The organism is Zhihengliuella sp. ISTPL4, assembly GCF_002848265.1.
In the GTDB taxonomy this organism is placed as follows: Bacteria; Actinomycetota; Actinomycetes; order Actinomycetales; family Microbacteriaceae; genus Microbacterium.
Window position 1 is genome coordinate 1,073,040 of record NZ_CP025422.1, and the last position, 12,552, is coordinate 1,085,591.

Here is a 12,552-nt window from a genome sequence, read left to right on the forward strand (position 1 = left end):
CATCGGGTCAGTCCCCCAGCAGGTCGGCGACGGCCACCGGCGGCGTCTTCCATTCCAGCTCCGGGTAGCGCTTGAACCACGACACCTGCCGACGCGCATAGCGTCGGGTGAGCGCCTGGGTCTCAGCGATCGCCTCTTCTGCGGTGGAGCGTCCGTCGAGCTGCGCAAGCGCCTGGGCGTAACCGATGGCTCTGGAGGCCGTGGTCCCCCGCTCCAGGCCCTCCTCCCGCAGTCGGGCGACCTCGGCCACCAGCCCGTCGTCCCACATCCGACGGACCCGAGCGTCCAGGCGGGCGACGAGCTCGGAGCGGTCCACGTGCAGACCGATCACGCGTGTGTGCGGATGCCAGAGCGTCGGCTTCTCGGGCAGAGCCGCACCGCGCGTGGCGCTTCCCTGTTCGACGACCTCGAGAGCGCGGATCACCCGCCGGCCGTTGCGTGGGTCGACCCGAGCGGCGGCCTCCGGATCGCGTTCCCGCAGTCGCTGCACGAGCGTCTCGACACCATCGCGGTCGAGCTCCTGCTCCAGGCGCTCGCGGATGGCGGGGTCTCTGGGCGGGAAGTGGAACTCGTACACGACGCTGGACACGTACAATCCCGACCCGCCGACCAGGATCGCATCACCGCCCACCGCATGGATGCGCTGTACCGCCTCTCTCGCAAGCGGCTGGTACCAGGCGACGGCCGCCTCCTCTGCGACCTCTCGCACGTCGAGGAGATGATGCGGGACGCCACGTCGCTCCGACGCCGGAACTTTCGCGGTGCCGATGTCCATCCCGCGATAGAGCTGCATGGCGTCGGCGTTGACGATCTCCGCCGGATTGCCACGGCGACGAAGCTCTTCCGCGAGATCGAGCGCGAGATCGCTCTTTCCCGTGCCGGTCGCGCCGACGACGGCCCAGAGCCGTGGCGCGGTCACACTCCGACGCGGAGGGTCGGCAGACCGAGGGAGACGGCGCGCGGCGCACCGTCGCTCGGAGCCGGCACGGCGCACGACTCGGCCTGCGCACGATCCCAGGCGTCGCCGCCGCGCGTCCGGCGGATGCGGAGCGGTGCGCCGGTCGGGTCGTCGGCCAGAAGGTGGAACGGCGCGGCGTGCGTCACGGTCACCGTGACGACATCTCCGGGTCGCGGCTGCTCAGAGCCCGGGGTCACCTCGAAGTGCACGAGACGGTTGTCCTCGGCGCGACCGGTGAGACGACGGGTCTCCGTGTCCTTCTTCCCCTCGCCGGTGGAGACGAGCACCTCGATCTCGCGCCCGACCTGCTTCTGGTTCTCCTCGAGCGAAATACGCTCCTGGAGCGCGATCAGCCGGTCGTAGCGCGCCTGCACGACCTCCTTCGGCACCTGGTCCGGCATGGTTGCCGCCGGGGTCCCCTCGCGGATCGAGTACTGGAAGGTGAAGGCCCCCGAGAACCGGGACTGCTCGACGACGCGCATGGTGTCCTCGAAGTCCTCTTCGGTCTCCCCCGGGAAGCCGACGATGATGTCGGTCGTGATGGCCGCGTGCGGGATACGCTCGCGGACCCGGTCCAGGATGCCGAGGAAACGCTCGCTGCGGTACGAGCGTCGCATAGCCTTGAGGATCCGATCGCTGCCGGACTGCAGCGGCATGTGGAGCTGCGGCATGACCGCGGGGGTCTCCGCCATCGCGTCGATCACGTCGTCCGTGAAGGCGGCGGGGTGCGGACTCGTGAAGCGGATACGCTCCAGCCCTTCGATCTCACCCGCGGCGCGGAGAAGCTTGCCGAACGCCTGACGATCCCCGAACTCGACGCCGTACGAGTTGACGTTCTGTCCGAGAAGGGTCACCTCGATGGCACCGTCCTCGACGAGCAGCCGGATCTCGTTGAGGATGTCGCCCGGGCGGCGGTCCTTCTCCTTGCCTCGGAGGCTGGGGACGATGCAGAACGTGCACGTGTTGTTGCAGCCGACGGAGATCGACACCCAACCGCTATGGGCGGAGTCGCGTTTGGTGGGCAGTGTCGAGGGGAACACCTCGAGGGATTCGAGGATCTCGAGCTCGGCGTCGCCGTTGTGTCGGGCGCGTTCCAGCAGGCCGGGGAGCGAGCCCATGTTGTGCGTGCCGAAGACCACGTCGACCCAGGGCGCCTTGTCGAGCACGGCCTGCTTGTCCATCTGCGCCAGGCAGCCCCCGACGGCGATCTGCATGCCCGCCTTGCGGCGCTTGACGGCAGCCAGGTGCCCGAGCGTCCCGTAGAGCTTCCCTGCCGCGTTGTCGCGGACGGCACAGGTGTTGATGATCACCACGTCGGCCTCGCTCCCGGCCTCCGCACGGACGTAGCCGGCGCTCTCGAGCGAGCCCGACAGGCGTTCGGAGTCGTGGACGTTCATCTGGCAACCGAACGTGCGCACTTCGTAGGATCGCTGGCGCCCATCGTCGTCGACGGCCGCGGACGACGCGCTGATGATCGTCGGTTCACTGCGGGGGATAGTCATGATCCCTCCATTGTACGAGCGTCGCCGCGCGCCGATCGCGTGGCCGTCAGTCGGAATCCACGAACCGGACGCCGGAGGCCCCGCCGCCGAACGATGCCTCCCGCAGCGCCGTCTTCGCCGCGTTCATGGCGACCGATCCCCCGTACCCGCGGCGGGACAGCTGTCCGACCAGGCGGCGAAGAGCCGCGTCGGGATCGAGCCGACTCATCGAACGAGCCTTCGTCCTTGCGAACTCCAGCGCCCGCTCCGCATCATCGTCCGGCAGTTCGTCCAGAGCGGCATCGATGACGTCACGAGGAATGCCCCGCTGGGCCAGCGCTCGAGACAGGGCGACCCGCCCCTGGCCTTTGCGTTCGACGCCCGCCGTGACGAGGAGCTCAGCGAGTACGGCGTCATCGAGATAACCACGTCGTGCGAAATCCTCGATGACATCGTCGATCGCGTCGGCGGCGAGTCCGTGTCCCTTCAGTACCAAGCGAGCTTCGGAAACGGACAGCGAGCGTGTACGCAGCTTCCGCACCAACGACTCTTCGGCCGTCGCACGGATCTCGGCCTCGGAGGCGACGCTGTCGCCCGCCTCTCCCCCGTCGCCGGGGGTGCCGAGAGCACGCAGCCTGGCCTTGGCCGGACCGGATGCCGCAGCGCGGGCCGACCCTCCCCGAGCGGGATGACGCGCGCTCGGCGAGCCGTCGCCGCCGGAGAACGGCGGCCGTCCTTTCGCAGGCTCATCCCACGTCGAGCGCCACGCGTCGGGATCGTCGGCCGACGGCCTCGCGTCGCTCCGCTCACGGCGCGCTTCCGTGTTTGCGCGTTTCGCGTCCATGTCGCCGGAACGGGAGGCTCCGCCGAAGAGAGGGATGATGGGGGCGATCCGTTCGGAATCGCCCCCACGCTGATCACTCATCAGGCCGGGCGACGCTCGGCCAGCTCGTCAGCACCCGGAGCTGCGGCCGGGCCACCGATGCCGAGCTTCTGCTTGATCTGGCTTTCGATGGCCAACGCGATGTCGGCGTTGTTGAGCAGGAACGTCCGAGCGTTCTCCTTGCCCTGACCCAGCTGATCACCGTCGTAGGTGTACCACGATCCGGACTTCTTGACGATGCCGTGCTCGACTCCGAAGTCGATCAAGCTGCCCTCGCGAGAGATACCGACGCCGTAGAGGATGTCGAACTCCGCCTGCTTGAAGGGCGGCGCCATCTTGTTCTTGACGATCTTGACGCGCGTGCGGTTACCCACCGCGTCGGTGCCGTCCTTGAGGGTCTCGATGCGGCGGATGTCCATACGCACGGAGGCGTAGAACTTCAGCGCCTTACCGCCGGCGGTGGTCTCCGGCGAGCCGAAGAACACGCCGATCTTCTCACGCAGCTGGTTGATGAAGATCATCGTGGTGTTGGTCTGGTTGAGACCACCGGTGAGCTTACGGAGCGCCTGCGACATGAGGCGAGCCTGGAGACCCACGTGGGAATCGCCCATCTCGCCCTCGATCTCCGCACGCGGCACGAGGGCCGCGACCGAGTCCACGACGATGAGGTCGATGGCGCCGGACCGCACGAGCATGTCGGCGATCTCGAGAGCCTGCTCACCCGTGTCGGGCTGCGAAACGAGAAGGGCGTCGATGTCGACGCCGAGCTTCGCGGCGTAGTCGGGGTCGAGGGCGTGCTCGGCGTCGATGAACGCCGCGATACCGCCGGCCCGCTGGGCATTGGCGATGGCGTGCAGGGTCAGAGTCGTCTTACCGGAGGACTCCGGTCCGTAGATCTCGACGATACGGCCACGCGGCAGGCCACCCACGCCGAGGGCGACGTCGAGGGCGATGGAGCCGGTGGGGATGACGGCCACAGGGGCCCGCTCATCGCTGCCCAGCCGCATGACCGAGCCCTTTCCGAACTGACGGTCGATCTGAGCGAGGGCGGTCTCGAGGGACTTCTCGCGGTCGGCGGGTGATGGCATGGTGTGCTCCTTCTGCGCGTGTGCTGCCGCCTGTAGGCTGTCGCGGCTCTTCCGGCTGGAAGGAACTCTCCGACAAGGCGTATGGCTTTCAGCCTGGTCCTCACGGTACGGCGGGCCTCCGACATTGCGTCGACGAGCCGTGGATCGTGGGGACCAGAACCTCCTGACCACTTGTGCAGAAGACTACGCCCGCTTCGAACAGATTTTCGACACCACACCGCAATCGGCGTGTCGGACATCCGCACACCGCGGAGGCACCCTCACCGGCCGCGCGGCTCCAGGCGCCCCACACCGTGACGGCGGGCTTCGGGGACATCCATGTCGGCGCAGAGCGCCAGCCAGATGTCTCGCGGCGGCACCCCGGCTTCGAGCGCCTCGAGCGCCGTTCGTCCCCCCATACCGGAGAGCACGAGATCGTTCACCAGCGAAGAGGCTCGGGCGTGGAATTCGGCGTCGACAGCGCGCAGGAACTCACTGCGTCGCATAGCGGTGATTTCCGAGTATCAGCGGAGCGAGAGCTCGGGCTCCACCGACGCGACCAGGTCGTCGGGAACGACGTCCGGGAAGACCTGGATGCCCTCGAGGACGGAGATGCGATCTCCGACCTCACGCATGATCGTGGAGATGGGAACGTCGAGAGCTTCCGCCACCGAGGCGAGGATCTCACTCGATGCTTCCTTCTGACCGCGCTCGACCTCACTGAGGTAACCGAGTGCGACCGAAGCCTTGCTTGCAACCTGCCGGAGCGTCCGCCCCTTCTGCAGACGGAAGTCCCTCAGCACGTCGCCGATCTCCTGTCGTACAAGAATCATCGGAACCTCCTCCGCAGTTCGTGAATCGAGGTCTCCCTCGAAGAGACGGCCAGTCTAGTCCTCCTGGCTTGCACAGAATCTACCCTTGCACTCTGTGGTTTGAATGTGAGCACATCCGTATCAACATGACGCGGGGAGTTGCTATTCCCGCAGCGCAGCGGCCAGCACATCGAGGACCGCCGCGACCGTCTGTGCTCGCACCGCGTCGCGGTGCCCCTCGAAGTGGAACGGTCGGGTCCGACTCACCGTCGGGGTGACCACGCCGATGTGGACGGTACCCACGGGCTGCCCATCCGGGGACTCCGGGCCCGCGATCCCCGTGGTGGACACCCCGACATCGGCGGGGAGACCATCCACCGCGACGGCGTCGCGCACTCCGGCAGCCATCTGCCGCGCTACCTCCGGGTGCACCGGCCCGTATCGCTCCAGCAGGTCGGTGTCGACGCCGAGCAGCGTGTGCTTGACGGGCGTGGCGTAGGCGACGACGCCGCCGAGGAGCACCGCGGAGGCGCCGGGAACCGCGACGAGCGCCGCGCACACCGCACCGCCGGTGAGCGACTCCGCGACACCGAGGGTCCAGCCTCGCTCACGCAGAGCGTCCAGAGCCTCGGCCGGCGTCGTGCCGCTCATCGGCTCTGACGCGCGCCGCGCACCTGCGCGACGATGTAGTCGATCCCGCTGACGACGGTGAGCACGAGCACGATGACCATGAGGACGGTCGTCACGACCGTCCACGGGCCGAGCCCGATGAACACGTGCAGCGGCAGGAGAGCCCAGCCGAGGGCGACGCCCTGGAAGGCCGTCTTGATCTTGCCCATCCAGGCGGCCGCGACAACATGCTCGCTCGCGACGACCAGACGATGGATGGTGATCCCCCACTCGCGGACGAGGATGATCACGACGATCCACCAGGAGACCTCGCCCAGGATCGCCAACCCGACGAATCCGGCGCCGGTGAGGAGCTTGTCCGCGATCGGGTCCCAGAGCTTGCCGAAGTCGCTGACGATGTCGTAGCGACGTGCGAGGTAGCCGTCGACCCAGTCGGTCGAGATGGCGACGATGAAGAGGACGGCAGCGATCCAGCGCACGGTGAGATCGGCGAGGCCGTACGTCCCGCCGACGAGCAGGAGGACGAAGAACACCACGGCGAGCGGGATGCGCGCCACTGTGATGGCGTTGGGGAGCTGCCGAGGGATCGCCATCAGTCGCGTCCCGTCAGGCCCCAGGCGTCTTCGTCGCCCTCCGCTTCGACGACCGGCAGGCCGTCGTACTGCGCCTCCAACGGATCCCGTTCGGCCGGCGGCACCGCCGCGGCGGCGGGCGCAGCCGGAGCCGCAGGAGCCGACGGAACGTCTTCGCCGCGGAGCTTCGCCATGACCTGCGGCAACTGCTCGGGGGTCGCGAGCACATCGCGCGCCTTCGAGCCCTCCGAGGGGCCGACGACTTCACGGGACTCGAGGAGATCCATCAGGCGTCCGGCCTTGGCGAAGCCGACCCGCAGCTTGCGCTGCAGCATCGACGTGGATCCGAACTGCGAGGAGACGATGAGCTCGGCCGCCGCGAGCAGGAGCTCGAGGTCGTCGCCGATGTCCTCGTCGACCTCCTTCTTCTTCGCCGGCTCCATCGCCTCCTGGACGTCGGCACGGTACTCGGGACGCGCCTGACGCGTGACGTGCTTGACGACCGCGTCGATCTCCTTCTCGTCGACCCACGCACCCTGCAGTCGGAACGGCTTCGACGAGCCCATGGGCGAGAAGAGCGCGTCACCCTGGCCGATGAGCTTGTCGGCGCCGGGGCTGTCGAGGATCACGCGGCTGTCGGTGACGCTCGTGACCGCGAACGCGAGACGGGACGGCACGTTCGCCTTGATGAGGCCCGTGACGACGTCGACGCTCGGGCGCTGCGTGGCGAGCACCAGGTGGATACCGGAGGCGCGAGCGAGCTGCGTGATGCGGACGATCGAGTCCTCGACGTCGCGCGGGGCGACCATCATGAGGTCCGCGAGCTCGTCGACGACGACGAGGAGGTACGGGTACGGCTTGAGAACCCGTTCGCTGCCCGGGGGCACCTCCACCTCCCCCGCCCGCACGGCGCGGTTGAAGTCGTCGATGTGACGGAAGCCGAACGACGCGAGGTCGTCATACCGCATGTCCATCTCCTTCACGACCCACTGGAGGGCCTCGGCGGCCTTCTTCGGGTTCGTGATGATGGGCGTGATGAGGTGCGGGACACCGGCGTAGCTCGTGAGCTCCACGCGCTTCGGGTCGATGAGGACCATGCGCACGTCGGAGGGACGGGCCCGCATGAGCAGGCTCGTGATCATCGAGTTCACGAAGCTGGACTTACCGGAGCCCGTGGAGCCGGCGACCAGGAGGTGCGGCATCTTCGCGAGGTTGGCGACGACGAAGTTGCCGCCGACGTCCTTGCCGACGCCGATGGTGAGCGGATGCGTGCTCTTCTGGGCGGCGGCCGAGCGCAGCACGTCGCCCAGGGCGACGGTCTCCCGGTCGGTGTTCGGGATCTCGATGCCGATCGCGCTCTTGCCCGGGATCGGCGAGAGGATGCGTACGTCGTTGGAGGCGACCGCGTAGGCGAAGTTGTTGCTGAGCTGCAGGATCTTCTCGACCTTGACGCCGTGGCCGACCTCGACCTCGTACTGCGTGACCGTCGGGCCGCGGGAGAACCCGGTGACCTTGGCGTCGACCTTGAACTGGTCGAGAACGCTGGTGATCTGCTCGACGATGCGGTCGTTCGCCTCGGACCGGGCGACCGAGGGCGGGCCCTCGGACAGCACACCCGGCGACGGAAGGATGTACGGAGCCACAGGGGCCTGAGGGCCACGGTCGCCGGGGCCCTCCGTGCCGAAGCCGTCCAGCCCTGGCAGCTCGGGCATCTCGCCGGTGTCGGACTCGTCGTCCAGGAGCGCAGTGGTCTGCTGCTCGGCGAGCGAGTCCGTGACCGAGCGGACGTCGCTGAGCACCTCGGTCGCGGCATCGTACGGGTTCGCCACCGTCACGGCCTGGTCGTACGCCGGGGTGGCCTCCGTCGTGGACAGCAGCGCGGTGATGTCGTCGGACGCGAGCGTGCCCTCGTCGGGGTCTTCCTCGCGACCGGTCTTGTTGCGTCGCCACCAGGGCAGCACGTCCGGGTCGTCGACCTTGTCGGCCTCGTCGACCGCGGCCGCGGCGTCCTTCGACGGCTTCTCCGGGCGCTCGGCGTCGAACATCCACGCGTAGAGATCTCCCAGCCGGGCACCGATGCGGTTCGGCGGGGTCTTCGTGAGGATGAGGATGCTCAGGGCGGCGAGCAGCCCGAGCACGATATACGCGGGAATGTCAGTGAGGTACGTCAGCGGCTGCCCCACGAGCCAGCCGAGAACGCCACCGGCCGCGCTGAGCGCCAGCGGCCCTTCACTCGGGTTCGGCCGAGGGCCCGCGAGATGGCAGACTCCGGCGATGGTGAGGACAAGCAGCCCGAACCCGATTCCGATGCGGCCGTTGTCGTGGACCGAGGACGGGTGCCGGAACAGCCAACCGGCGAGCAGCAGCAGGAGCACCGGCATGATGAACGCCTCGCGCCCCACCAGCAGGCCGACGGAGAACGCGCTGATGTTCGTCGCGACCTCATTGCCGATGAAGAACCACTCGTTGACCGCACCGAGCACCGCGAGCAGCACGAGGAGGAACGGGAAGCCGTCCCTACGGTCGTCCTTCTGCAGCGTCTCCGGTCCGAACGCACGGAAGAGTCCGCCGACGCCGTGCGCGAGCCCGTTCCAGGCGCGGGCGGCGACGGGAGGCTTGTCCGCCTCGTCGATGTACTTCTTGGGAGCCGGCTGCGCCTTGGGAGCCGACTGCCGCTTGGGGCGCGACGGTGCGCTCGTCGAGGCGCGCTCGGTCTTGGTGCTGCTCCTGGCCATTCCTCCACGGTACGGCCAGCGACCGACATCTCCGCGTCACCACGCGGAATTCTCCGATCCCGGCGCACCCACGCCGGGATCGCAGGCTCACGCCTCGATGACGAGCGGCACGATCATCGGGCGACGACGCAGCTTCTGGTTCACCCAACGACCGATCGTCCGGCGCACGACCTGCGAAAGCGCATGCGTGTCGCGCACGCCGTTGCCGGACGCCTCCTTCAGCGCGGCGACGATCTTCGGGGCGACGTCGTCGAAGACCGCGTCGTCCTCGGCGACACCGCGGGCGTGGATCTCCGGCCCCGAGATGATGCGCCCGGTCGCGGCGTCCACGACGACGATGACCGAGATGAAGCCCTCTTCGCCGAGGATGCGACGGTCCTTGAGGTCGGCCTCGGTGATCTCGCCGACCGTCGATCCGTCGACGTAGACGAAGCCGAGGTCGAGCTGACCCGCCACCCGGGCGACGCCGTCCTTCAGGTCGATCACGGTGCCGTTGGAGGCGATGATCGTGTTCTGCTCGGGGATCCCGGTGTCCTGAGCCAGCTTGGCGTTCGCGATCAGGTGGCGGTACTCGCCGTGCACCGGAAGGACGTTCTTCGGCTTCAGGATGTTGTAGCAGTAGAGCAGCTCGCCCGCCGCCGCGTGGCCCGACACGTGCACGCGTGCGTTGGCCTTGTGAACGACGTTCGCGCCCAGCTTCGTGAGCCCGTCGATCACGCGGTAGACGGCGTTCTCGTTGCCGGGGATGAGGCTCGACGCGAGGATGACCGTGTCGCCCTCGCTCACCTCGATCGCATGGTCGAGGTTGGCCATCCGGCTCAGCACGGCCATCGGCTCGCCCTGCGACCCCGTGGACATGTAGACGATCTGCTCGTCCGGGAGGTCGCGTGCCTTCTTGAAGTCGATCAGCACCCCCGCCGGCACCTTGAGGTAGCCGAGCTGCTCCGCGATCGTCATGTTGCGGACCATGCTGCGGCCGAGGAACGCGACCCGACGTCCGTGCGCGTGCGCGGCGTCGATCACCTGCTGCACGCGGTGCACATGGCTGGAGAAGCTCGCGACGATGACGCGGCGCGGAGCCTTGCCGATGACCTGGTCGAGGACCGGGCCGATCGAGCGCTCCGTGGGGGTGAATCCGGGGACGTCGGCGTTGGTCGAGTCGACGAGGAAGAGGTCGACGCCCTCCTCCCCCAGTCGGGAGAACGCGCGCAGATCGGTGATGCGGCCGTCCAGCGGCAGCTGGTCCATCTTGAAGTCGCCGGTGGCGAGAGCCATGCCCGCGGGGGTGCGGATCGCGACCGCCAGCGCGTCCGGGATGGAGTGGTTCACCGCGACGAACTCGAGGTCGAACGGCCCGACCTTCTCCTGCTGACCTTCCTTCACCGTCAGGGTGAAGGCCTTGATGCGGTGCTCCTTCAGCTTCGCCTCGACGAGGGCGAGCGTGAGTCCGGAGCCGATCAGCGGGATGTCGCTCTTGAGCCGCAGCAGGTACGGCACCGCGCCGATGTGGTCCTCGTGGCCGTGCGTCAGCACGACGCCCACGATGTCATCCAGGCGGTCGCGGATCGGCTCGAAGTCGGGAAGGATCAGGTCGACGCCAGGCTGGTGCTCCTCCGGGAAGAGGACCCCGCAGTCCACGATCAGGATCTTGCCCGCGTACTCGAACACGGTCATGTTGCGACCGATCTCCCCCAGGCCGCCGATCGGGATGACCCGGAGCGTCCCTTCGTCGAGTGCGGACGGTTCGGCCAGGGGAATGGACATGCTGTCTCCTCAGTCGGACACTCCACGCGTCCGTTCGTTCATGGTGACGCGGCTCAGCGCGTCGTGCCGTGCACCTTCGGCAGGGCGCCGCCCGCGGCCGCGTTGCGGTCGGGCCGGAAGTTCGAGAAGTCCGCCCCCGGCACGCCGCTGACGAGATCGAGCTCGTCCTCGATGAGGGCGGCCTCCCACTCCTCCGGGCCGACGAGGGGAAGGCGGACGCGCGGGCTGGAGATGCGGCCCAGCCCGTGCAGGATGTACTTCGCAGCGACCGTGCCGGGGACATGCGTCATGACAGCGCGGACGAGCGGCTCCAGGCGCTTGTGCTCGGCCGTCGCGGTGGCGAGGTCGCCCCGGTTCACCGCGTCGATGATGGTCCGGTACGGAGCGGCGGCGACGTTCGCCGTCACGCCGATGAGACCGGTCGCCCCGATCGACAGGTGCGGCAGCACGTTCGCGTCGTCACCGGAGAAGTACATGAGGTCGGTCTGGTTGAGCACACGGCTCACCTCGGAGAAGTCGCCCTTGGCGTCCTTCACGGCGAGGATGTTCGGGTGCTTGGCGAGGCGCAGGATCGTCTCGTACTTGATCGGCACGCCGGTCCGACCGGGGATGTCGTAGAGGATGACCGGCAGGTCGGTCGCGTCGGCGACGAGACGGAAGTGCGTGAGGATCCCGGCCTGCGTCGGCTTGTTGTAGTACGGAGTGACGATCATGATGCCGTCAGCGCCGGCCTTCTCGCTGGCCTTGTACAGCTCGATGGCGTGCGCGGTCTCGTTCGACCCGCCACCGGTGATGATCTTCGCGCGCCCCGACGAGACGGACTTGCCGACCTCGACGAGCTTGAGCTTCTCGGGGTCCGTCAGGGTCGAGGTCTCGCCGGTCGTTCCCGTCACGACGATGCCGTCCGCTCCCGCGGTGATCACGTCATCGATGTGCTTCTCGACGGCGGGCCAGTCGACTTCGCCGTCGGCCGTCATCGGAGTGACGAGCGCGACGAGAACCTGTCCGAAGGGGTTGCCCGAGTGCGTCATGCGTCCAGCGTATCGGGTCGGATGCCGCTGCTGCGGACGCGGCGGCGTCCTCGTTCCCAGCGGGCCGTAGGCTCGCCGCATGGGATGGATCACGCACGCCTCGCGCACGACCTACGAGAACGCCTGGATCCGCGTCCGTGAGGACGACGTCACCGGCCCCGGCGGACGAGGCATCTACGGCGTGATGACCGTCAGGAACCCCGCGGTGTTCATCGTCGCGTTGGACGCCGATGACCGGGTCTGCCTCGTGAACATCGATCGCTACACGATCGGTCCGTCCATCGAGGTCCCCGCCGGTGGGACGGACGGCGAGGATCCGCTCCGTGCCGCGGAAAGAGAACTCCGGGAGGAGACGGGGTACCTAGCGAGGCAGTGGGACCCCCTCGGGATCACTCACGCCCTCGACGGCGTGGCGGAGGCGACCGAGCACGTCTACCTGGCTCGTGAGATCGAGCGGGTCGGAGACGCGGCCGGCAGCCGTGCGGAGGAGGGCATCGACACCGTCGAGTGGGTGGCGTTCAGCGAGGTCCTCCGGAGGATCGCAGACGGTCGCATCACGGACAGCGAGACGATCGCCGCGATCGCTCTCGCCGGGGTCCGACTCGGGAGATTCCGTTGA

The 12,552-nt window shown here is 68.2% G+C and carries 12 protein-coding genes; 1 reads left to right on the plus strand and 11 read right to left on the minus strand.

Annotated elements, in window-relative coordinates:
- Positions 1-7: 7 nt before the first annotated feature.
- From miaA to dapA, 11 genes are all read right to left on the minus strand, one after another.
- The gene (miaA, locus tag CYL12_RS05245; RefSeq protein WP_101846144.1) at positions 8-919 is read right to left on the minus strand and encodes a tRNA (adenosine(37)-N6)-dimethylallyltransferase MiaA; all 912 of its coding nucleotides are present in this window, start codon (positions 917-919) and stop codon (positions 8-10) included.
- Positions 916-2,460 carry a tRNA (N6-isopentenyl adenosine(37)-C2)-methylthiotransferase MiaB gene (gene miaB, locus CYL12_RS05250; protein WP_101846146.1) on the minus strand — a complete coding sequence of 515 codons (1,545 nt, stop codon included), beginning with the start codon at positions 2,458-2,460 and terminating at the stop codon, positions 916-918. The genes miaA and miaB overlap by 4 nt, the downstream gene beginning before the upstream one ends.
- Before the next feature lie 46 nt (positions 2,461-2,506).
- Positions 2,507-3,283 (minus strand): regulatory protein RecX, encoded by a 777-nt coding sequence (locus tag CYL12_RS05255; protein ID WP_233486837.1) that lies wholly within the window; start codon positions 3,281-3,283, stop codon positions 2,507-2,509.
- Between the two features lie 80 nt (positions 3,284-3,363).
- On the minus strand, positions 3,364-4,410 hold the full coding sequence (gene recA, locus CYL12_RS05260) for a recombinase RecA (RefSeq protein WP_025103229.1): 1,047 nt from the start codon (positions 4,408-4,410) through the stop codon (positions 3,364-3,366).
- Between the two features lie 260 nt (positions 4,411-4,670).
- Complete coding sequence (locus tag CYL12_RS05265; protein ID WP_101846150.1) at positions 4,671-4,895, minus strand: DUF3046 domain-containing protein; 225 nt, start codon at positions 4,893-4,895, stop codon at positions 4,671-4,673.
- Positions 4,896-4,913: 18 nt separating this feature from the next.
- Positions 4,914-5,222 carry a helix-turn-helix domain-containing protein gene (locus CYL12_RS05270; protein WP_025103227.1) on the minus strand — a complete coding sequence of 103 codons (309 nt, stop codon included), beginning with the start codon at positions 5,220-5,222 and terminating at the stop codon, positions 4,914-4,916.
- Positions 5,223-5,363: 141 nt separating this feature from the next.
- Complete coding sequence (locus tag CYL12_RS05275) at positions 5,364-5,852, minus strand: CinA family protein (protein WP_101846152.1); 489 nt, start codon at positions 5,850-5,852, stop codon at positions 5,364-5,366.
- Positions 5,849-6,424 carry a CDP-diacylglycerol--glycerol-3-phosphate 3-phosphatidyltransferase gene (gene pgsA, locus CYL12_RS05280; protein ID WP_025103225.1) on the minus strand — a complete coding sequence of 192 codons (576 nt, stop codon included), beginning with the start codon at positions 6,422-6,424 and terminating at the stop codon, positions 5,849-5,851. Before pgsA ends, CYL12_RS05275 begins: the two co-directional genes overlap by 4 nt.
- Positions 6,424-9,138, minus strand: a complete 2,715-nt coding sequence (locus CYL12_RS05285; RefSeq protein WP_101846154.1) for a DNA translocase FtsK — start codon at positions 9,136-9,138, stop codon at positions 6,424-6,426. Before CYL12_RS05285 ends, pgsA begins: the two co-directional genes overlap by 1 nt.
- An 87-nt stretch (positions 9,139-9,225) precedes the next feature.
- Complete coding sequence (locus CYL12_RS05290) at positions 9,226-10,902, minus strand: ribonuclease J (RefSeq protein ID WP_101846156.1); 1,677 nt, start codon at positions 10,900-10,902, stop codon at positions 9,226-9,228.
- A 53-nt stretch (positions 10,903-10,955) separates the two neighbouring features.
- Entirely contained in the window at positions 10,956-11,933 is a 978-nt protein-coding gene (gene dapA / locus CYL12_RS05295) for a 4-hydroxy-tetrahydrodipicolinate synthase (RefSeq protein WP_085607326.1), read from the minus strand.
- 79 nt (positions 11,934-12,012) lie between these two features.
- Here dapA and CYL12_RS05300 point away from each other — a divergent pair, with 79 nt between their 5' ends.
- Positions 12,013-12,552, plus strand: a complete 540-nt coding sequence (locus tag CYL12_RS05300) for an NUDIX domain-containing protein (protein ID WP_101846158.1) — start codon at positions 12,013-12,015, stop codon at positions 12,550-12,552.